Genomic DNA, 21,513 nt, shown 5'->3' on the forward strand with positions numbered 1-21,513 from the left:
TCAGGATTTCTTTTTTTTCCAATTCTCTATATTTACTTGCTTAGTTCTTGAGATCGCTAATGAATTATCTTTAGAATCTTTTGTGATCACTGAACCAGCGCCTGTTGTTACTGATTGCCCTAGATTTATTGGAGCTACAAAAACTGTGTTTGCTCCAATACTGGAATTTTTACCAATTTTTGTTTGATATTTTTTCTGTCCATCAAAATTTGCAGTAATAGTGCCTGCTCCAATATTTGTAGATCTTCCAATAATAGAATCACCAATATAACTTAGATGATTTACTTTAGATTCTTCCTCTAGCCGACTATTTTTGATCTCAACAAAATTGCCTATTTTGCTGTATGAAGATATTTTGGAATTAGGTCTTATATGACTATAAGGGCCAATTTTTATATGATCCATTATCTGAGAATCATAAATAGTAGAGTTTGAAATTTTACATTGTAATCCCACATTAGAATTCTCAATAAAAGTATTTGGACCGATAATGCAATGACTATTTATTTTCGTATTACCTCTTATATGTGTATTCGCCTCTATGATTACATCCTTACCAATTTCAGCTTCTTCACTAATTGAACAACTTGCTTTATTTATGAAAGTTACACCATTAAGCATATGCTTTTCTTTAATTGAATTCTGAATACATTCCTCGCACTCTGATAGTTGAATTCTGTTATTAATTCCTTGAAGCTCTCCATTATCTTCTACCTCGAGACTTAAGGAATTTTTTAGCAAGGATATTGTATCTGTTAAGTAAATCTCTTTTTGATTATTATTGCTTTGCAAAGTATTAATTATTTCTGACAAGTTACTCCAGTTAAAACAGTAAATACCTGCATTGATTAATGGGTTTTCTCTTTCAAGATCATTGCAATCTTTTTCTTCAACAATTCTCTCTATAAAATTCCCATTCAAAAAAACTCTGCCATATCCATGAGGATTTGTTTTCTTTGTCGTAATTAAAGAAACATCAGCATTTTCTGAATCGTGTAAAAACAAAAGTTTTTTTAGAGTACTTGGCCTAATGAGGGGGACATCGCCATTAAGCACTAAAAGTTTTCCTTCATGTTTCTTTACTTCTTTACAAAGTACTTGGATAGCATGACCGGTTCCTGATTGAGGTTCTTGAACAACAACCTGGATTTTTTTATCGTTTGGGATTGACTTTTGTACTTCTTTTGATTTGTGTCCAGTAATTATGAAAATTTTATCAGGTTTTAATTCGACACATGAATCAATTACTCTTTGTAGAAGACTTTTGCCAGAAATTTTATGTAAAACTTTTGGCAATGAGCTTTCCATCCTAGTGCCCTTTCCTGCCGCTAATATCGCAACACTTAACATGTTAATTTGAAATCCTAATTTAAATCTAACTCTTAACGGATAACTTCGTCATTCCCCACTTTTCTCTCCATTTATTTGTAGATAATAGATTTGAGAATAATTGTTCATCTAATCTTCTCCTGATTATGTCGCCTTTACTTGAGTTCAAATCTTGATCTCTATATGGAATACTAGCTTTAGTTAAGAGATGTTCTTCTTCCATTAAAGATAAATTTTCAAAATTGAAATTAGGTTTAAATTTATTCTTATCAAATTTTGATATTGCGACAGTTCCCTGACTCCAGGAAATTCTGTTTTTAAAAATTGGCTTAATAGTAAAAATTTCTAATCCAAGATTTCTTAATGTTTTTCTTACTGCCGCTGATGAAGAATAAGTTATTAAATAACCCTGAGGACTAAGATATTCTCTGACTTTAGATAAAAATTCAATTGTCCAAACTTGTGGGCATTTTTGAGGAGAAAAACCATCTAAATAAATCAGATCGAATTTAATAGAGGAAGGAATAATGTTGATTTTTTCTCTAGCGTCACCCCAAAAAATATTGCATTTAAAAAATTGATCCTCAAAATAATCTTTTCTATAAAGTGATGCAAATATTTTTTTGACTTTTGGATCCCATAATTTAAGGAAAGATTCATTTTTATGCGAATATTCAAGAGGCTTTTTATCAATCTCCAATGCATACAAATTTAAATAGGATTTTTGTTTAATTAATTCATCGCATAAAGAAGCGGAATTGTATCCTAAACCAAAACATATATCCAAAACATTAAGAGATTTGCCCTTAAATCTTTGCAAATTAGAAGTAGCTGTAAACTTTGACTTTGTTTCACCCAATGCGCCCAATAAACTATGGAAGTTCTCTTGAAAAAACACACTTCTTAAAGAGTAACTACCATCTTTAGTTAAAACTTCTATTAATTCAGACAAAAACTTTTTAGGCTAGTTAGTTAGTTTGGCCAGCTCTTCCCAAAAAGTGGGATACGAGACGCTAGCAGCATCAGACCTCATGATTTTTGAGGTACCTTTAGCAAGAAGAGAAGCAATAGCAAGACTCATTGCTACTCGATGATCTGTCTCACTATCTACCTCTGCAGAATGAAATTTTGATTGCCCGTTAATAATTAACCCATCCTCTTTTTCTGTTATTTCAGCGCCGAATTTTTGTAACTGCCGTGCCATGACTTTTAATCGATCTGTCTCCTTAACTCTTAGTTCTTGTGCATCCTTAATTTCAGAAACCCCATTACAAAAACAGGCAGCCACGGTAAGAATAGGAATTTCATCTATAAGTTTTGGAAGAATATCTCCTTCAATAGTGAATGATCTCAAATCATTTGCAGTCTTTACTTTAATAGATCCAATAGGTTCGCCTGCAATAATCGATTTATCTAAAATCTCATAATTGCACCCCATTGAATCCATTACATTTAAGATTCCAGTTCTAGTAGGATTTAATCCGACATTCTTAATTAAAACCTCTGAATTTGGAACAATAGATGCAGCAATCATCCAAAAAGAAGCAGAGCTTATGTCTCCAGGAATCAATATTCTCTGGCCAATTAAGTTACCCCCTGACTTGATAACTACATTCCTTCCTAATTCTCCTCTGATACTGATGTCTGCTCCAAATGCTTTTAACATTCTTTCAGTATGATCTCTTGAAGATGCTGGTTCAATAACAGAAGTAGTTCCAGAAGCATTGAGGCCTGCCAATAATATAGCTGATTTCACTTGAGCACTTGCCACTGGCGTTCCAATAACACATCCCTTAAGTTTCTTTCCATCAATTGAGATTGGAGCTTTGTTACCGCCTTCTCTTCCAGAAATTTTGCCACCCATCAAAGATAACGGTTTGCCAACTCTCCCCATTGGCCTTTCGTTAAGAGAAGCGTCTCCGGTTAAGATGAAATTCTTACCTTCTTGTGCGGCTAATAAACCCATTAATAATCTCATGGTGGTCCCCGAATTCCCACAATTTAGAATTTCTTTGGGCTCTTTTAATTCATCAAGACCCAATCCTGAAATAGTAAAAGGCTCATTTTCTTTTATTTCTGGTATATTTACACCTAATTTTCTAAGACAATCAGCAGTTGAAAGTGGATCTTCAGAATGTAAAAACCCCTCAATAGTCGTCTCACCCTTAGCAATACTTCCTATTATTAAAGCTCTATGAGAAATAGATTTGTCTCCAGGTACTTTTACTTTTCCTTTTAAATTAACTCCACCTTTTATTGTGCGGATATTGTTCATTTTCAAATTAAATACTTGATAAGATTTCTGTAAAAACAAATTAGTTATATATTATCAATAAGTTTGTTTTAAAAAAAAAATAATCAAATTAAGTAACTGTTTTCTATAATAGTGTAAGAAAAGGGACTTGATTATTAATCTTACCTATTATCACGTTGCAAAGGAAGTTCCGGAAATAAGTCCAGACATTGCAGTGGTCATTGATGTTTTAAGAGCTACGACCACAATTTCTTGGGCTTTAAAAAATGGAGCTGATTCAATACAAGTTTTTGCAGATTTAGATTTATTAAAAGAATCTGCAATTAAGTGGCAAACTGAAAAGAGACTAATGCTTGGAGAGAGAGGCGGAAAGAAAATTGAGGGCTTTGACTTAGGAAATTCTCCTTTATCAGTTACAAAAAAAGTTGTTGATGGTAAAAGACTTTTTATGAGTACGACTAATGGGACTAAATCATTACGAAAAGTTCAAAATGCTAAGCATTTATTTGCTATGGGTCTTCCAAATAGGAAAGCAGTTGCCGAAAAAATCATTTCATTAAAAAGTGAGAATGTTTTAATACTAGGTAGCGGTTGGGAAGGCTCTTATTCACTTGAGGATTCTTTAGCTGCTGGAGCTTTGGCCTCATACCTAAAAGAGAACTGTGATTTCGAAGTTAACATTCTAAATGATGAATTACAGGCAGCTTTGGCACTTTGGGATTTTTGGAAAAATGATATTTTAAAATGTTTAAAGACAGCAACTCATGGCAAAAGATTGACAAGTCTTGGAGATTATGAGGATGATTTTAAATGTTGCTCTGAACTTGATTGCTTAGATATTGTTCCAGCTCAAGTTGAAAGAGGTGTGATTCGTGCCTCATGATTTACGAATTGGTTCATTAGGAGTAAGGCCTTGACTGATTTTTTGGTAGCCGCATTGCAAATTACTAGTACTTCAAATGTTGAAGCAAATTTTACTGAAGCTGAAGAGCAAATCGAATTAGCATCCAGAAGAGGTGCTGAGTTAATAGGATTGCCTGAGAATTTTGCCTTTTTAGGAGGAGATGATGAAAAACTTAGATTAGCTTCTGAATTGTCGGAGAAGTGTGCAAATTTTCTAAAAACTATGTCACAAAGATATCAAGTATTTCTTTTGGGAGGAGGCTATCCTGTCCCTGCTGGTGATGATAGCCATACTTTTAATAGGTCCGCCTTATTTGGGAAAGATGGACAGATTTTAGCAAAATACGACAAGATTCATTTGTTTGATGTTGATTTGCCAGATGGAAATTTATACAAGGAATCATCAACTATTTTATCTGGGGCAGAGTATCCCCCTGTTGTAGATGTTCCAGGATTATGCAAAATAGGATTATCGATATGTTACGACGTTAGATTTCCTGAACTCTATAGATATTTGTCTTCTAATGGTGCAGAGCTAATTATGATTCCCGCAGCTTTTACAGCATTTACTGGAAAAGATCATTGGCAAATCCTTTTACAAGCAAGAGCAATCGAGAATACCGCATATGTAGTTGCTCCAGCTCAAACTGGGATTCATTATGGGAGAAGACAAAGTCATGGTCACGCAATGGTAATTGATCCTTGGGGTACAGTTTTATCTGATGCTGGGAAAACTCAGGGAGCTGCGATAGCACCAGCTGATAAAGAAAGAGTAAAGAAAATTAGGGAGCAGATGCCAAGCCTTAAACATAGGAAAAACAAATTGTTTTCAAACTAATGATAAAGTTTTTAGATAATAAACTTTTTCTTTGTTTATCCGTTTTTTTATTTTTAAATTCTTCAATACTCCCAGTTAAATCTTCTAGCGCTCTGGCGGCATGGGAGTTAAAAAAAAATGGTGTTTTAGAAATAAGAACTAAATCAAATACAAATTTAAAAGCATATTTTCAGAAAGCTAATCAAATATCTGGTGATAGATTCTGGATAGATTTCCCAGGAGAATTAAAAAATCCTAGAAATTTAAAAGGGAATGGTCCAATAAAAGAAATTAGATTAGGTAAACCAAATCAGGGGAAAACAAGACTTGTAATTGAATTTAAAGAAGAAACTTACTTGAATCCATTGACTTGGCGATTGGTTGGCTTAGACCAAAATAGGTGGAGAATAAAACTTTTTACACCAAAATATTCATTTGAAAAAATTGGTGAAGGTGTAGTTGCAAAAAGAGTAAGAAACTTAAATACAAAACCGAAGTCAAGTTATGTGAAGAAAAGTATGCATGATTACATGCAATTGCCAAATATAAAACAAAACAAATTTTCGGTCGTTCTTGATCCAGGTCACGGAGGACCTGATCCAGGAGCAATAGGAATAGGTGGTATGAGGGAGACGGATATTGTATTAGAGGTTTCGAAAATAGTAAAAAAGTTACTTTCTGAGAAAGGTGTCAAAGTATTCTTAACCAGAAAAAATGAAATTGATATGGACTTACCTCCTAGAGTTTCTTTCGCTAACAATACGGATGCTGATATCTTCGTAAGTATTCATGCTAATGCCTCTAGAGGAAAAAGAAAGGATATTAATGGTTTAGAAACCTTTTACTTTAGGGGCTGGAGAGGTAGATTACTTGCTAAAAGAATTCAAAAACAAATTCTAAGAGTTTCTCCTGGAAGTCCTGATCGAGGAGTTAAACAAGGTAGATTTTACGTAATTAAAAATACTAGGATGCCAGCAGTACTTGTTGAAATTGGTTTTTTAACAGGAAGATTAGATGCAAGAAGATTAGAAAAACCCGCCCATCGTAAAAGAATAGCTTATGCAATTGCAAAAGGTATCCTTGAATATCTTTCTAAAGTAGGGTGAAACTAAAAATAGGTATATTTGATAGCGGAATAGGTGGTTTTACTATCCTTAATCCTTTACTAAAAACTGTCAAAGAAGTTGAAGTTGTTTATTTGGCGGATACAAAAAGAATTCCTTTTGGAAATAAAAGTTCCAAAGAGATAAGAATCATTGCGAAAGAGATTTGTACTTTTTTTGAAGATAAGAATTTGGATGCACTATTAGTTGCTTGTAACACTACAAATGCATGTGCACTTGATATTTTAGAAAATAACTTAAAGATCCCTTGTTTTGATCTCATAAACTCAGTATCAGAGATAATTAATAAAAAAATAATTGGGGTCTTAGCAACAAAAACAACAGTTAGATCCTCTTATTACAAAATTGCTGTAAGTTCTAAAAAAGAGAATTTAAAAATATTTCAACAAGAATGTCCAGAATTTGTACCAGAAATCGAGAAAGAAAGGCTTGACTTTATTAAGTTAAATAATCTTTCTGAAATGTATTTAAAACCATTATTAAATGAAAATATTGAAGAATTAATACTAGGGTGTAGTCATTATCCTTTAATTTATAACTTTTTAAGAAAAAAAATAGATGCAAATATAAAAATTATTGATCCATCGGAAGCCTTAATAAAAAAATTTAGTGAATCTTTTAATATTCCAAAAACCGAGTACTACGAGAGTCTTTCTTTTGGTAATGTAGAATTCTTTGTTACTTCAGATAAAGAGGGATTTTTCAAAAAAGTAAAATTTTGGCTTGGAATTAATAAAGAAATTAGGTTGGTTAACCTCCGAACTAATGTTTGATTCCTTAATATAGAAAAGAGGTCAATCATGAATACAGTAACAGAGCTACTACAACCAGTTGAAAATGATCTTGATGATCTTATTCTCGAACTGAAAAATCTTATAGGTGCTGGTCATCCAATTCTTCAAGCTGCAGCAGAACACCTTTTTAGTGCTGGGGGAAAAAGGCTTAGACCTGGAATTGTTTTATTGATATCAAAAGCTATATCCCCTGACTTTAATCTTACAAATAAACATAAAAGGCTTGCCGAAATTACAGAAATGATTCATACAGCTTCATTAGTCCACGATGATGTTGTTGATGAAGCTTCTATAAGAAGAGGAGTCGATACAGTACATAGCAGATTCAATACCAGAGTGGCTGTTTTGGCAGGAGACTTTTTATTCGCACAAGCGAGTTGGCACCTAGCAAATCTTGATAATGTAAATGTAGTTAAATTACTTAGCAGAGTAATTATGGATTTAGCAGAAGGTGAAATTAAACAAAATTTAAATAGATTTGATTCGGCTCAATCTTTTTCCAAATACATCAATAAAAGCTATTGTAAAACAGCATCATTGATAGCAAATAGTACTAAAGCAGCTGGAGTTTTGAGTGATCTGTCTGATGAAAAATTAACCTCCTTGTACGATTTTGGCAAAAATATTGGTTTAGCTTTCCAAGTTGTGGATGACATTCTTGACTTTACAGGAAATGACAAACAACTTGGAAAACCTGCTGTTAGCGATCTTGCCAGTGGTTACCTTACTGCACCAGTTTTATATGCCCTAGAAGAAAATAAGAAATTGTCTGTTCTCATCAATAGAGAACTTGCTGAAAAAGATGATTTGGATGATGCCCTCGATATTATTATGAATTCTAAAGCCATCGAAAATTCCAGAAAACTAGCTGAGGATTTTGCAATGCTCTCTAAAGAAGCTATAGTTTGGCTTCCCGATTCAGACTACAAGAGAGCGTTAATGGCTCTCCCAGAATTTGTCCTAAGTCGTATTTATTAAACTTACAAAAAATAAATTATCCCAGCTAAATTAATATTAAAATTTTTGAAAACCTTAAATTTTTAGACTAAATTTATTAAGCATAAATTTAATTAATGTCATTAGATAAAAAAAATTCAATAAACAATATACTCAATGAAAAGAGAATATTCCCTCCATCAAAAGAATTTGCAGAAAACTCAAATATTAGTTCTCAAGAAGAATTACTGAGTCTAAAAAAACAAGCATCAGATAATCCTATTCAATTTTGGAAATCTTTTGCAAAATCTGAATTAGATTGGTTTGAGCCATTTCAAACTGTATTAGATAGCGAAAATGCGCCCTTTTTTAAATGGTTTAAAGAAGGGAAACTCAATATTACATATAATTGTTTAGATAGGCACATTAAAAGAGGGCTTGGAGGTAAGACTGCTCTTATATGGGAAGGTGAACCTGGAGATAGCAAAAAATATACCTATGAAGAACTTTTAAAAGAAGTATGCAAAGCTGCTAATGCATTAAAAGCGATTGGAGTAAAAAAAGGAGATTTGGTATGTATTTATATGCCAATGATTCCTGAGGCAATGTTTGCGATGTTAGCTTGTGCAAGAATTGGTGCACCTCATTCAGTTGTCTTTGGGGGATTTTCTTCAGAAGCTTTAAAAGATAGATTAATTGATGGCAATGCTAGATTTGTTGTTACTGCCGATGGTGGCTTTAGAAAAGATAAGGTAATTGAGCTTAAGCAAGCAGTCGATGCAGCAATTGAAAATGGTGCAGATAAAGTTGTTGAAAAAGTTGTTGTTGTTCAAAGAACTAAAAAAAATATTTCTATGGTTGATGATAGAGATTTTTGGTGGCACGAATTATTAAAAGATCAAAAAGATCAGTGTGAACCAGAAATAATGAACAGCGAAGATAGACTTTTTATTCTTTATACTTCAGGTTCTACTGGAAAACCAAAAGGTGTAGTTCACACTACAGGTGGTTATAATCTTTGGTCTCATCTGACATTTAAGTGGATTTTTGATTTAAAAGACGATGATATTTATTGGTGTACTGCCGATGTAGGCTGGATTACAGGCCATAGTTATATAGTTTATGGGCCTCTATCTAATGGAGCTACCACCTTAATGTATGAGGGGGTTCCAAGACCCTCAAACTTAGGTGCTTTTTGGGAAATTGTTCAGAAATATAAGGTCTCGATTTTTTACACTGCTCCAACAGCAATAAGAGCTTTTATGAAGTCTGGACGTGAAATACCTGACAAATATGATCTAGATAGTCTAAGACTTTTGGGAACTGTTGGAGAACCAATCAATCCTGAAGCATGGATGTGGTATAGAGATGTAATTGGAAAAAATACGTGCCCTATAGTGGATACTTGGTGGCAAACTGAAACTGGTGGTGTCATGATAAGTCCTTTGCCTGGAGTTGTTTCGACAAAGCCGGGATCGGCTACTTTCCCTCTGCCAGGTATCGAAGTTGAAATCGTCAATAAGAATGGAGATAAGGTTAAGGTGAACGAGGGTGGCTATTTAATTATTAAGAAACCATGGCCAGGAATGATGAGAACAATTCACGGAAACTCAGAGAGATATTTGGAGAGTTATTGGGAATATATTTCCTTTAAAGGAGAAAAAAATGTTTATTTTGCTGGAGATGGAGCACGCATTGATGAAGATGAATATATATGGATTATGGGAAGAGTTGATGATGTCATAAATGTTTCTGGCCATCGTTTAGGAACAATGGAAATAGAATCTGCTTTGGTAAGTCATAAATCAGTTGCAGAGTCTGCAGTCGTGGGCAGAAAAGATGATTTAAAAGGTGAAGTAATAGTTGCTTTTGTATCTCTAGAGAAAGAAGTGAACAGTTCTTTAGAATTAGTAGATAATTTAAAGAAACATGTTGTTAATGAAATTGGAATTATCGCAAAGCCCGAAAAAATTATAATTTCTGACTCTCTTCCGAAAACACGTAGTGGAAAAATTATGAGGCGAATTTTAAGATCTTTGGCTGCTGGAGAAAAAATAACTGGTGATATAAGCACTCTTGAAGATAGTTCTGTTTTGGAAAAGCTTAAAGAATTATCCTAATCAGATTCATCAATTAAATTGGAAATTTTTTTAATAGTATTCCTCTTGAATTCATCATCAGCCCAGTCTCCCAAAAAATTTTCTCTTAGACCTGCACTTGCGATTATAGTGTGTGTACCTTTTAACATGACTCCCTTAGAATTATCTTCTTTTCTTGCTTTCAGACAAGATAATAATTTATCTGTTTGATCTAATTCGTCTGAGTTGAATTTTATTAGGAAGTTATTTTTTTGATTATATGTTTTTTCAATTAATCGCAAAGTTCTTTCAGGGCTTGGACTGAATTCACTATTAAATTCTAATTTTTGAGAAATTTGTTTCAATAATGGAATTGATTTGTTAGCACTGAAGTTATTAAAACTAATTGATATGAATTTTTCGCAATTTCTTCCACCATCAGGCGAAATTAGATGAAGTTTACAGCCTAAACTATGACCAATTCTTATTGAAGGAATTGATGCTCCTATCCTCTTGGATAAAGATATTCGGCAATTTTTAAAATCCCTCCATGCTTTAATAGCAAGTTGTTGGTGATCAAATTGCGGAGTGTATTTGTATGCATGTACTGCATAGTTTTTATTAATTAAACTCTCTATGAATCTTCTATAGGTTAAATCTGGTTTAGAAGCCAGATAACTTCCACCAATAAATTCCACTATTTTTTTTGGACTAGAAGGCCAATAACAAAAATTGTTAAATTGATATTTTCTAAAAGTCATTTTTCGTGAACTAATAATGTTTCAAAAATATTTTCTAGTCATATTTCTAAATTTATATTAATTTAAGAGAAATTTTTATTAAATGCGTCAAGATAAATAAAAGTGTTTTCAGCTAATTGGAACTATTCAACAAAAAAGAATTAAATCAATTGGATATTCTTCAGGATCAAGTTATTAGTTATCCCTCTGGAGAGAGTGTTGCTAATCAAAATAAAAAAATTGAAAAAATTCTAATTCTCGATACTGAAACAACAGGCTTAGATGAAAATAAAGATGAAGTGATAGAGATAGGTTGTATTTTGTTTGATGTATCTTTTAAGTGCGTGCTTTCACAAGTTTCATTTTTATTCCCAGTTAATAATAATGAAGCCGAACATGTTAATGGTATATCTGCAGAAGTAACTAATATCTCTCAACCATGGGAAGATGGATTGAATTTCTTTCTGAAACTTGTTGATTGTTCGGATTTCATTGTTGCACATAATGTAGAGTTTGATAAGAAATGGTTTGGCAAAGGGAGATTGCCTAAGCTTAATAAAAAGTGGATATGTAGTTTAGAGGATATAAATTGGTCTTTTCAAAAATCACTAAAAACAAGACCCTCAGTAACTGATCTAGCCCTATCTTTTTCAATACCAGTTTGGAATTTACATAGAGCTTTGTCTGACTGTTTTTATATTTCTGAGGTATTTAAAAAATGCGATAATTTAGAGGAAGTTTTACTCAAAGCAACTGAACCACGGTTTTTATACAAGGCCTTAGTTAGTTACGAAGATAGATCTTTAGCTAAAAATGCTGGGTTCAGATGGAATAACCCTGTTCAAGGAGCTTGGGCAAGAAAATTAACTACTGACGAAGCAAAAAATCTTGATTTTGGAGTTGAGATCTTGAATTGATATTTAATGATTTTTTGACTAAGAAAATATTTAGTTCATTTTACAAGGCATCCATTTATTACCCATTTTATGAGCTCCATCACATCCATATTTTGAGGCGGCCTTTTCAGCTTCTTCTTTAGTTTTAAATAAATCTGATATCATATTTTCCTTATTTGAATTGGTAACATGTTTGGAATGATTATGATGATTGTTTTGAGAATTAGGTGAATACTCCCATATCCCCATAGTAGTAACCCCAGCAGAGATAATCCCCATGCCAACAACTGATAAATTCACTATTCCCATTGCTACAGCGCCAAAAGAGAATACACCCATTGGAACTACTCCAATACTTATTACTCCCATTGGCACTATTCCTACTGAAACTATACCAAGGGGTGCTATTCCAAAAGCAATTTTTTTTGGTTTTGTACCGCAATGTAGATTCTCTTTATTTTTATTAATTTCCAATAGTTTTTCTAAATGTTAAATTAAAATTGTCCCACAAAATAACCAATTAAAGATTAATTTCTACTTGAATTAAAAATTTTGAATTATTTTCTAGAACTTTGAATAACTTAAAAAATCTTAGAGGAACGGTAGATTTGCTGCCTGATCAATTAATAAAGTGGCAAAACGTTGAGAAAATTGTACTAGAACAGCTTGCAAGAGCATCTATCAATGAAATAAGAACACCAATACTCGAAATGACTGAATTATTTATAAGAGGAATTGGTGAAGAAACAGATGTTGTCAGTAAGGAAATGTATACATTTAAAGATAGAGGGGAGAGATCCTGCACTCTTAGGCCTGAAGGAACCGCCTCAGTTGCACGAGCGTTAATACAAAATGGCATGTTGTCTAATCATCCTCTTCAAAAACTTTGGTACATGGGGCCTATGTTTCGATATGAAAGACCTCAAGCAGGTAGGCAAAGACAGTTTCATCAGTTAGGTGTTGAGTTTATAGGATACGATTCAGTTAGAAGTGATGTTGAAATTATTGCTTTAGCTTGGGATATTTTAGGTAAATTAGGAATAAAAGAACTTAATCTTGAAATAAATACTTTGGGTGATCTTAATGATAGATTAAATTTTCAAAAATCCTTTTTAAAATGGCTAGAGATAAATAAAAATTCTCTAGATTTAGATTCTCAGAATAGGATTTGCAAAAATCCTTTAAGGATTTTGGACTCTAAGAATGTTCAAACACAAAAACTACTAGAGAATGCTCCAAAATTATTTAATTTTTTATCCGAAAAAAGTCGTAAAAGATATTCAAATTTAAAAAAAAATTTAGAGGTTTTAAAAATACCTTATGTCGAAAATTTTAAGCTTGTAAGAGGTTTAGATTACTATACCCATACAGCTTTTGAAATTACAAGTGGTTCTTTAGGCTCCCAAGCTACAGTTTGCGGAGGAGGAAGATACGACGATTTAATAAAACAAATGGGAGGGCCAAATACCCCTGCAATTGGATTCGCTATTGGTTTAGAAAGATTAATTTTACTCGCAGGAAGAGAGTTTGAAATTCCAAGAAATACTGATATCTATATCATTAATCAAGGCTTAATTGCTGAATCATTAGCAATGGATTTATCTAGAAAATTAAGAAATTATGATTTACTAGTTGAGTTAGATTTAAGTGGAGCTTCATTCTCTAAACAATTTAAGAAGGCAAATAAACTAAAACCCAAAAGTATTATTGTTATTGGTGATGATGAGGCAGTTAATGGAGAATTCATTATAAGACTCTTTGATCAATCAGGTAATAGAAATGAACAAGAAATTATATCTTTTGAAAATGATATTAAATTAGAAAACTGGATAAACAAAAACTTACTTTTAAATTAATGTTCTTGAAGATAGTGATAATTTTTATTTTCATATTTATTTTTTTTAATTTAAGAAACTTTCTTAAATTAAATAGAAAACAAAAAGTTTTCAATTCTAAAAAAATAACAACTTTCAATAAGAAGAATCTTAATAATTGGATGAATTTAACTAAAAAAGAAAGATATAACTTATCAAAACAAGATTCTGTAAAATACATGGATAAAAGAAAACTTTTATTAGACGAAATTAGAAAAGAATATAAAAAAATATCTAAAGAAAATTTTGAGGGTAACATTAAGAAAAAATAATTATGGAAAATTACTGGACTTCTATTAAACCTATAAATGGATTAAGACATTTTGTTTTGGTAAATGAGACTAAAGAAAAGGGAAATATTATTTTTTTGATGGTTTCTGTTCTTGATTCTGAGATTAATTTTAAAGTAACTTACGAAGAATTAATAAATGGTGGAAATTGGTACGAGGGATGGATCAATATTCCAAAGCTTCAATCGATTACTCAAGGATATTTTGATTATAAATCCAGCAAAAAAGAAGAAGGAATTGATGAGATATTTATTAATGAAGATTCTTTATTTAACATTTCATAATTTGATATAAATCTTTCAAATCTTTTTTCTTCATAAATACTGGGATTTTGTTACTTAATAATTATTTAAAAGTTTTACCCCTTTCAAAAAAATAAAATTAACGTTATCAAGGATTAATAATGTTTACTTAATTCAATGTTAGGGGTTAAATGGAGCTCATCTGAGTTGGCCGCTGAAAAATTAGGAATAACTGAAATTAAACTCTCTTCTTTCCGTGAAAATGGAATACTCAAGCCTGGAATTCATTGGAAGAGCTCCCCACTAGGTCAGAAAAAACCTTGGAACCCCAAAGCACTTTATAATATAAAAATGTGTAGGAAAATAATCAATAAATTTTATTTTGAAGAAAAATATAATATTGCTGCCTAATATCTTTTTTAAAAGTTATGTTAAAAATATTTAAAAACTCTACTCGATTAGATTCTCATCCTTGCAATCAATCAGAGTATTTTGCAAAGTTGGATATAAGTTGATCATATTGATATACTGTTTTGATTTTCTATAGGATTTTGCAGCCTTTTTGTAATGAACTTCCGATTTCATTTCTAGTGAAAATTTTCTAGAAGACTCTTGAGAAGTAGTCATAATATTAAATATCTTATTCCATATTTAATAATTGTTTGAAAATGAGGCAATAACCACAATGGTTTAATGAAACAAAACATCGTTATAATGTCAGCAAAATAAAATTTATCTAACTTATTTGAATATAAAAATACTGTTTTATTTGATAGAACTTATATCTCTAAGAATAATTTTTCTTCATTAAATCTACCTTTTTTGCTAATTGTTTGCCTTATGAAGATTTCTTGTTTAGTAATAGTTAGGATTACTAACCTTTACAATTTTGTTATGAATTCAACTGTTTGGTGAAATATAAAGTATTCTCAAAACGTTTAAGCTAATCAATTCCTAAATGCAAACCTATGGAAATCCAGATACTACCTATGGATGGTGGGCTGGTAATTCAGGTGTAGCAAATCGCTCGGGAAAATTTATTGCTGCTCACGTAGCTCATGCAGGATTAATTGTTTTCTGGGCGGGTGCATTCACCCTTTTTGAACTTTCACGATTTGACCCCAGCGTCCCAATGGGTCATCAACCTCTAATCGTTCTACCTCATTTAGCAACTCTTGGAATAGGGTTTGATGCTAATGGCGTTGCGATGGGAGATACTAAACCTGTTCTAGCGATAGCAATAGTTCACTTAGTTTCTTCTATGGTTTTAGCAGCAGGCGGACTTTTACACTCTTTACTTCTTCCTGGAAATCTAGAAGATTCTGAGGTAGCAAGAGCTAGAAAATTCAATATTGAATGGGATAATCCAGACAAATTGACATTTATTCTTGGTCACCATCTAATTATTCTAGGTTTTGCAGTTATCGCTTTTGTTGAATGGGCAAGGGTACATGGAATTTATGATCCAGCTATTGGTTCTGTAAGACAGGTTGAGTATGAATTAAATTTGGCCAAAATTTGGAATCACCAAACCGACTTTTTGACTATTGATAGTCTTGAAGAAGTAATGGGAGGTCATGCTTTCCTTGCTTTCGTTGAGATCACTGGTGGTGCTTGGCATATTGCTACTAAGCAAGTTGGTGAATTTACCAAGTTCAAAGGTAAAGGACTTCTTTCTGCAGAAGCTGTTTTATCATGGTCACTAGCTGGAATAGGCTGGATGGCTATTATCGCAGCTTTCTGGAGTGCTGCTAACACTACAGTTTATCCAACTGAATTCTTTGGTGAACCACTTGAATTGAAGTTTAGTATTTCTCCTTATTGGGTAGATACTGTTGATCTTCCTGATGGTGAGTACACTTCAAGAGCATGGTTAGCTAATGTTCATTACTATTTTGGATTCTTCTTTATTCAAGGTCATCTATGGCACGCTTTAAGAGCACTAGGCTTTGATTTCAAGAGAGTTACAAATGCTATCAGTAACATTGATAGTGCAACAGTTACTCTTAAAGATTAATTTTCAAATTTTATTATTAATATCAAAAGGCTCCTTTCATAGGGGCCTTTTTTATTTGAAAAATTTTGTTTATTAATTTAGATTTAGAATTAGATGTTTTTGAAATTATTGAATTTTTTTTCGATACAAAATAAAGATGTTTTTTCAAATTCTCTATTGATAAGTTTTTTGGGATTATTAATTATATTTTTTTTGTTGGTTTTTGGGAGGAAATTAAAACTTGCTGTTCAACTTGAGAGATTTGGATTGCCGATAGCAGTTATATCAGGAATTTTAGGTATATCTATAGGCCCTTTTGGAGCTATACACTTTTTGCCAAAAGAAACTATCAATGTTTGGAGTAATTTACCTACTCCTCTTTTATCATTAGTCTTCGCAACTTTAATGATGGGAAGACCTATCCCGAATATAAATGGTTTAGTTAAACCAATTTTTAATCAATTTTTATTAGCTCTTTCACTAGGTTTTGGACAATTTTTTGTGGGTGGCCTTGTTGTTAAATATTTTCTGCCTCCATCTATGGATGCAAATCCTCTAATGGGATGTTTAATAGAGGTAGGTTTTGAAGGTGGTCATGGAGCTGCATCAATAATCGGTGAAAGTTTTAATAAACTTGGTTTCCCAAATGGTTTAGATCTAGGTTTGGCTATGGCAACAATGGGTCTTTTATCCTCTTCACTATTGGGGAGCATATTTATTTTTCTTGGTAGAACTTTAGGTCTCTCAGATACTGAGGAAATTCTTGAACAAAAAGACACTCTAAAGGGAAAAAATAAGATAGGAATTTTTGCAGATTTAAGAATTTTTATAATAAATCTTGGATTCTCCGGTTTGGCAATTTCTTTTGGTGTTTTGCTACTTAAATTTTTAAGGTATATTTCAATTTCTTTTGGTGATTTTTCGAAGGAAATTATTTTTTCACTACCAGTATTCCCCTTTATTCTTATAGGTTCGCTCCTTATTAGATATGTATTAGAGAAAACCAAAAATACAGAATTTATTTCAAATATTCTGCAAAGGGAGATTGGTATTTTATCCACAGACTTATTGATTTTTACAGCTATGGCGAGTTTAGATATTGCAGTTGTCTTTGATAATTGGATACTTATTTTAGTGTTTACTATTTTCGGGTTATTTTGGAATTTAATCTGCATTGCTTTTTTTGCATACTTTATTTTTGATGATTATTGGTTTGAAAAAAGTTTGATAGAGTTTGGGAATTCTACAGGTGTAGTAGCTTCTGGGCTACTTCTTTTAAGGCTTGCAGATCCTAAAAATATTTCTAAGACTTTACCAATTTTTACGTCAAAACAGCTATTCGCTCAGTTAATTCTTTCTGGGGGACTATTCACAGTTCTCGCACCATTAATGATTTCTAAAATTGGGTTAGATTATTGGACAGAAATTTGTGCCCTAATTACATTCGCAATTCTTTTTATTGCATTGATTTTTAACAAAGTAGAGATGAAAAAGTTTCAATAATAACCCTAGAATGGTAAAAGCTTAAATTTTATTTTAATGTCATTTTCTCCCTACGATATTCCACCTCAAGAAAATAAAGGGAAGTGGTTTAGGAGTCATTTACTTGGAAGGGAAATCGAACTTGGTGAATTGTATAGTCTTGGATCAAATGATTTAGATTTGCTTATGGCGGAGACTGCAGAAATCAGGAGCGATCTTGATTTTAAGGAAAAAAATATAGGCAAATTTAGGACTGCAGGATATTTTTTGGAGTTAGCAAGAATAATTGAAAAAAGGAAGTTGTTAGAAAGTTAATTAGATGGGAAGTAATTTGCCTTAGAATATGGTCCCCATAATTCGTATTTATACATTAAGGATTTAAATTCTCTATTTTTCTCAAATGAATCTAACCAGTTTTTTATTGAGGATTCAAAATAATTTGTTCTTTTTTGACTTTCACAAGCGATTCTAAATTGTCTTACAAAAGGCCAAATAGACCAATCAGCGATTGTGGGGCTATCTCCAAAAAAGTATTTGTTTTCTGCAAGAAGTTGGTTCCATCTCTTTATAAATTTAATCGCATTTGTGAAATGAAATTCTTCATCATTATTCTTATATCTTGTGGCATATTTAAATCGATCTAAATGATATTTGAATTCGTTATCATTTTCATTAATTATTTCAAAAATTTCTTCCTTTTTGTTCTCAGGAAAATAAATTAATTTGATGTTTTCCTTTTTTGACTCTGAGAGAGCCCACAGAATGATTTCAAGACTCTCTTCAATAACTTCACTATTTTTTTTTATAAGTATTGGAACCGTTTTCGTTTTTGAATTATTTAAAAAATCTAGAGGTTTGTTTTTTAAATCAATTTCTCTTATCTCTACTTTTATTTCACAAATTAATATGGCCCATCTTGCACGAATTGCATATGGACATCTTCGAAATGAATATAAAATATCGTTTGTCATTTTGTAAAAACTTTTAATTTCCTTTACTCTTTTAGTATTATCTAAATAGGAATAATATTAATTTTACAACGCAAATGTCTGGATATGTTTACCTTATCAGAGTAGGAGACCTTTATAGAATTGGGAAAACGAATAATCTTGAAAAAAAAATTAAGAAATTAAAACCAGATGAATTATTAACATCAATTATGACAAAGGAGCCAGAAACTCTTGAAGCAAGATTACTAAGAAAATATAAGTCGCAAAGAATTCCTGAAACTGGTTATTTAAAACTTTCTAAAAGAGAAATTAGAGAATGCAAAAAGCAATTTGAATTAAAAGGAAGCTTACCTCATACTTTAGACGCTGAAGTTTCCATTACTCTATTTGCATCTTTTTTATTGTTTTCCTCAAGTTTCTTTATTTTAAATTATCTAAATTTTGGATTTGTAAAAGCTATAGCTTATTCTTTTGGCATGGCATCACTACCAATGGTTGTGTTATTTATTACGGGCAGTTTTGGTGGATATTTTTCTGAAGATTTATCTCTTTTTTCATTGTTAACTAATCGAATAAAAGGTTTATTTATAGCAATTGCAATGCTCTCAATGGCTTATTTAATTTTCAATTTAGGTTAAATTTCATAATTACAATTTAACGCAACTTCAAATGGTACTGATTGGGAAGGTAACTTCAGAATAGTTGAACATATTTCAGCAATATCTTCAGGCTGTGTCATGCTTAATTTGTCTAAGGAAGAGATATTTTGGGCCATTTCTGTATTAACCCAACTTGGGCAAATTGCTGAAATTCTAATATTTTTATCCCAACCTTTATTTTTCATTGTTTGGCATAATCCCATCAAAGCAAATTTTGAAGAAGAGTAAGCGGCTAAATCCCCTTTAGATCTTTTCCCACTCATTGAAACTAAAACAATAATCCTCCCCCTTCCTGAGGCGCATAAATGATCCCAAGAAAGCCTACACAAATTCCAAATTGCCAAAAAGTTGATATTTAGTGTATTTAAAATATCTTCTTCGTCACCATCATTGAATAAAAAAGGAACTTTCGATAATACTCCAGAACAATTTATAACTGAATCAAATCCTCCAAATTCATCTACAGTATTTTTTATCCAATTTTGGGCTGATATTTTGTTTAATGCATCATATTTGTTAATTATAATTCTCCCTTCAGGCCATTTTCTTGGATCAATAACACTCCCCTTTAGTGATTCTAGATTTCTAATGCCAACACTAATTCTGTTGCCTTCTTTTAATTCTTTATGTGCAATATTTAATCCAATACCTCTACTTGCTCCACTTATAAGTATTGTCCTCATTTTGAAACTATATATTTGGAAATATTATCCTAAGTAACATTTTAAACTCTCTACCATGCATAATCATCAGACCTTTCTTTACACTCCATGGAGCTTTTATAAACATTTTGAACATTGCATATACAATCTCTCTTAAGGAAAGAGTATCAGTTAGAAAACCATACCATTGATTTTTAGGTAGTTGGAAAAAACTGCCAAAAAATTCTCTCAAAAGTTTTTCGTCAAACCGCATGAGTTTTTCTAATCCAAATTGGTAAAGTGATTTCTTTCTAATTAATTCTTTTGACCATAAAGTTTCCCAACCTTTTCTTGCAATATGATAGGTACTCAGATTTTTGTTTTTAATTGCTTCTGATACTGCTTTTGCGACAAGTGGAGCTCTTCTTAAAACATTACCAATTAAGTATCCTGATGCAGGATGTACCATTGAAGCAGCACCACCATATCCAAGTATTTGTTGTTTGAAATCTGGTATTGGCATATTCATTGGTAGAAACAAACCCAGCTCTTCATGTTGCATGCTTGTAATAGATATATTTCGATAAGATAGCCTTTTCTCCAGTCTCTCTTTTAAATTTTCCATTGTTAGAGGATTTACTAAACCAAGAGATGTTTCCTCAAGAAAATATTTTCCATTTCCCATATCCATGGCATAAAGAAAAGTGGGCGGTTCTTTTCTTTGGTCTTCATTAAGGTGGTCATTTCTATAATCCATTAATACAAACTGCCCTTTTTTCAGCGGAGGTTTACTAAAATTACCCACTATTCCGTAACAAGTTTGTACTGCTAAAGGACCACAAGATTTTAATTTAAGAAAAACAGGATCATATCCTGTTGCATCTACTACTAATCTTGCAGAATAAGTATTGCCATCTTTTGTAGTTACTGTACTTTTATATTTTTCATAATGTATTTTGTTTGCAAAGCCTTGATGCCATTTAATAAATGACTTATTACATTCATTAAACCAAAAATTGTGGAGTTTCTTTTTATCAAATAGTCCATAATCTAGAAAATGCTCTGTGGCTTTGTTCTCATCGTCCTGTTCTTCTAAAGCGCCATGCCCAAAAAAACTTACAGTATTCTTCCATCTATATTCAAGCAAATCCTGAAGCCCAAGTTGATCAACTTCTTCCCCCCAAATACCATAAGTGTTAGGCCAAGGTTCATCTGGTCCATTTGGAGAAAGAACTTCAACATCTAATTTTTCCTTCCCCAAAGCTGATGCAATTGCCATGCCGGCAGGCCCTGCGCCCAAAACAAGAACATCTGGCATGCTTTCTTTTGACATTAAATATAAATTTTATGATTAAAGAAATTTATGGAACCAAATATAATTTCTCCTATTGTGTTTTTATATTCCATCCAGTACTTGTAACGAGAGTAGGTTAATAATAATCAAATTACTCAAATACTAGTGACTAAGTTTTCAGTGTTTTAACAATAATTTATAAGATTACAAAATA

24 protein-coding genes are annotated in these 21,513 nt (G+C 32.0%); 15 read left to right on the forward strand and 9 right to left on the reverse strand.

The features are described from left to right. Genes glmU through aroA form a run of 3 tightly spaced genes read right to left on the reverse strand, consistent with a single transcriptional unit; the run spans position 1 to position 3,610 of the window. Entirely contained in the window at positions 1-1,350 is a 1,350-nt protein-coding gene (glmU, locus tag EU95_RS03455) for a bifunctional UDP-N-acetylglucosamine diphosphorylase/glucosamine-1-phosphate N-acetyltransferase GlmU (protein ID WP_032522396.1), read from the reverse strand. A gap of 25 nt (positions 1,351-1,375) precedes the next feature. After that, complete coding sequence (locus EU95_RS03450; protein ID WP_032522397.1) at positions 1,376-2,281, reverse strand: tRNA (5-methylaminomethyl-2-thiouridine)(34)-methyltransferase MnmD; 906 nt, start codon at positions 2,279-2,281, stop codon at positions 1,376-1,378. Between the two features lie 12 nt (positions 2,282-2,293). Further along, the gene (gene aroA, locus EU95_RS03445) at positions 2,294-3,610 is read right to left on the reverse strand and encodes a 3-phosphoshikimate 1-carboxyvinyltransferase (protein ID WP_193742486.1); all 1,317 of its coding nucleotides are present in this window, start codon (positions 3,608-3,610) and stop codon (positions 2,294-2,296) included. A gap of 127 nt (positions 3,611-3,737) precedes the next feature. Here aroA and EU95_RS03440 point away from each other — a divergent pair, with 127 nt between their 5' ends. From EU95_RS03440 to acs, 6 genes are all read left to right on the forward strand, one after another. Then, positions 3,738-4,466 (forward strand): 2-phosphosulfolactate phosphatase family protein, encoded by a 729-nt coding sequence (locus tag EU95_RS03440; protein ID WP_032522472.1) that lies wholly within the window; start codon positions 3,738-3,740, stop codon positions 4,464-4,466. A gap of 30 nt (positions 4,467-4,496) precedes the next feature. Further along, positions 4,497-5,324, forward strand: coding sequence for a carbon-nitrogen hydrolase family protein (locus EU95_RS03435; protein ID WP_032522398.1), 828 nt, complete (start codon positions 4,497-4,499; stop codon positions 5,322-5,324). After that, the gene (locus tag EU95_RS03430) at positions 5,324-6,409 is read left to right on the forward strand and encodes an N-acetylmuramoyl-L-alanine amidase (RefSeq protein ID WP_032522399.1); all 1,086 of its coding nucleotides are present in this window, start codon (positions 5,324-5,326) and stop codon (positions 6,407-6,409) included. Before EU95_RS03435 ends, EU95_RS03430 begins: the two co-directional genes overlap by 1 nt. Then, positions 6,406-7,200, forward strand: coding sequence for a glutamate racemase (murI, locus tag EU95_RS03425; RefSeq protein ID WP_032522400.1), 795 nt, complete (start codon positions 6,406-6,408; stop codon positions 7,198-7,200). The genes EU95_RS03430 and murI overlap by 4 nt, the downstream gene beginning before the upstream one ends. A gap of 27 nt (positions 7,201-7,227) precedes the next feature. After that, positions 7,228-8,199: a solanesyl diphosphate synthase gene (gene sds, locus EU95_RS03420; RefSeq protein WP_032522401.1), complete on the forward strand. Its 972-nt coding sequence runs from the start codon at positions 7,228-7,230 to the stop codon at positions 8,197-8,199. A gap of 95 nt (positions 8,200-8,294) precedes the next feature. Then, positions 8,295-10,277, forward strand: coding sequence for an acetate--CoA ligase (gene acs / locus EU95_RS03415; protein ID WP_032522402.1), 1,983 nt, complete (start codon positions 8,295-8,297; stop codon positions 10,275-10,277). Here acs and EU95_RS03410 read toward each other — a convergent pair. Continuing rightward, a complete protein-coding gene (locus tag EU95_RS03410) occupies positions 10,274-10,996 on the reverse strand; it encodes a DUF1350 family protein (RefSeq protein WP_032522403.1) in 723 nt (240 codons plus the stop codon). The two genes, acs and EU95_RS03410, sit on opposite strands and share 4 nt — an antisense overlap. A gap of 116 nt (positions 10,997-11,112) precedes the next feature. Here EU95_RS03410 and EU95_RS03405 point away from each other — a divergent pair, with 116 nt between their 5' ends. Next, complete coding sequence (locus EU95_RS03405; RefSeq protein ID WP_032522404.1) at positions 11,113-11,892, forward strand: 3'-5' exonuclease; 780 nt, start codon at positions 11,113-11,115, stop codon at positions 11,890-11,892. 30 nt (positions 11,893-11,922) lie between these two features. Here the strand turns inward: EU95_RS03405 and EU95_RS03400 are convergent, their stop codons facing one another. After that, entirely contained in the window at positions 11,923-12,345 is a 423-nt protein-coding gene (locus EU95_RS03400) for a GLTT repeat protein (protein ID WP_032522405.1), read from the reverse strand. A gap of 98 nt (positions 12,346-12,443) precedes the next feature. On the opposite strand from EU95_RS03400, the gene hisS reads away from it, so the two are divergent. The 4 genes from hisS (at position 12,444) to EU95_RS03380 (ending at position 14,688) form a co-directional block, all read left to right on the forward strand. Next, a complete protein-coding gene (hisS, locus tag EU95_RS03395; RefSeq protein ID WP_032522406.1) occupies positions 12,444-13,727 on the forward strand; it encodes a histidine--tRNA ligase in 1,284 nt (427 codons plus the stop codon). 140 nt (positions 13,728-13,867) lie between these two features. Continuing rightward, a complete protein-coding gene (locus EU95_RS10160; protein WP_241466728.1) occupies positions 13,868-14,017 on the forward strand; it encodes a hypothetical protein in 150 nt (49 codons plus the stop codon). A 2-nt stretch (positions 14,018-14,019) separates the two neighbouring features. Then, positions 14,020-14,319, forward strand: a complete 300-nt coding sequence (locus tag EU95_RS03385) for a TIGR02450 family Trp-rich protein (protein ID WP_032522408.1) — start codon at positions 14,020-14,022, stop codon at positions 14,317-14,319. 135 nt (positions 14,320-14,454) lie between these two features. After that, a complete protein-coding gene (locus tag EU95_RS03380; protein WP_032522409.1) occupies positions 14,455-14,688 on the forward strand; it encodes a hypothetical protein in 234 nt (77 codons plus the stop codon). A gap of 39 nt (positions 14,689-14,727) precedes the next feature. Here the strand turns inward: EU95_RS03380 and EU95_RS09980 are convergent, their stop codons facing one another. After that, complete coding sequence (locus tag EU95_RS09980) at positions 14,728-14,904, reverse strand: hypothetical protein (protein ID WP_193742487.1); 177 nt, start codon at positions 14,902-14,904, stop codon at positions 14,728-14,730. A gap of 331 nt (positions 14,905-15,235) precedes the next feature. Here EU95_RS09980 and EU95_RS03375 point away from each other — a divergent pair, with 331 nt between their 5' ends. The 3 genes from EU95_RS03375 (at position 15,236) to EU95_RS03365 (ending at position 18,070) form a co-directional block, all read left to right on the forward strand. Then, positions 15,236-16,294, forward strand: coding sequence for a chlorophyll a/b binding light-harvesting protein (locus tag EU95_RS03375; RefSeq protein WP_032522410.1), 1,059 nt, complete (start codon positions 15,236-15,238; stop codon positions 16,292-16,294). A 93-nt stretch (positions 16,295-16,387) separates the two neighbouring features. Further along, positions 16,388-17,776 (forward strand): sodium:solute symporter, encoded by a 1,389-nt coding sequence (locus EU95_RS03370; protein WP_032522411.1) that lies wholly within the window; start codon positions 16,388-16,390, stop codon positions 17,774-17,776. A 36-nt stretch (positions 17,777-17,812) separates the two neighbouring features. After that, on the forward strand, positions 17,813-18,070 hold the full coding sequence (locus EU95_RS03365; protein WP_032522412.1) for a hypothetical protein: 258 nt from the start codon (positions 17,813-17,815) through the stop codon (positions 18,068-18,070). Here the strand turns inward: EU95_RS03365 and EU95_RS03360 are convergent. Next, a complete protein-coding gene (locus tag EU95_RS03360) occupies positions 18,067-18,726 on the reverse strand; it encodes a glutathione S-transferase (protein ID WP_032522413.1) in 660 nt (219 codons plus the stop codon). The genes EU95_RS03365 and EU95_RS03360 overlap by 4 nt on opposite strands. 74 nt (positions 18,727-18,800) lie before the next feature. On the opposite strand from EU95_RS03360, the gene EU95_RS03355 reads away from it, so the two are divergent. After that, the gene (locus EU95_RS03355; protein ID WP_032522414.1) at positions 18,801-19,343 is read left to right on the forward strand and encodes a GIY-YIG nuclease family protein; all 543 of its coding nucleotides are present in this window, start codon (positions 18,801-18,803) and stop codon (positions 19,341-19,343) included. Here EU95_RS03355 and EU95_RS03350 read toward each other — a convergent pair. Together EU95_RS03350 and crtL are read right to left on the reverse strand one after the other, a co-directional pair. Further along, positions 19,340-20,047 (reverse strand): SDR family NAD(P)-dependent oxidoreductase, encoded by a 708-nt coding sequence (locus EU95_RS03350; protein ID WP_032522415.1) that lies wholly within the window; start codon positions 20,045-20,047, stop codon positions 19,340-19,342. The two genes, EU95_RS03355 and EU95_RS03350, sit on opposite strands and share 4 nt — an antisense overlap. A 7-nt stretch (positions 20,048-20,054) precedes the next feature. Further along, positions 20,055-21,338 carry a lycopene beta cyclase gene (crtL, locus tag EU95_RS03345; RefSeq protein WP_032522416.1) on the reverse strand — a complete coding sequence of 428 codons (1,284 nt, stop codon included), beginning with the start codon at positions 21,336-21,338 and terminating at the stop codon, positions 20,055-20,057. Positions 21,339-21,513 lie beyond the last annotated feature (175 nt).

This window comes from Prochlorococcus marinus str. MIT 9201 (assembly GCF_000759955.1).
Classification (GTDB): Bacteria; Cyanobacteriota; Cyanobacteriia; order PCC-6307; family Cyanobiaceae; genus Prochlorococcus_A; species Prochlorococcus_A marinus_G.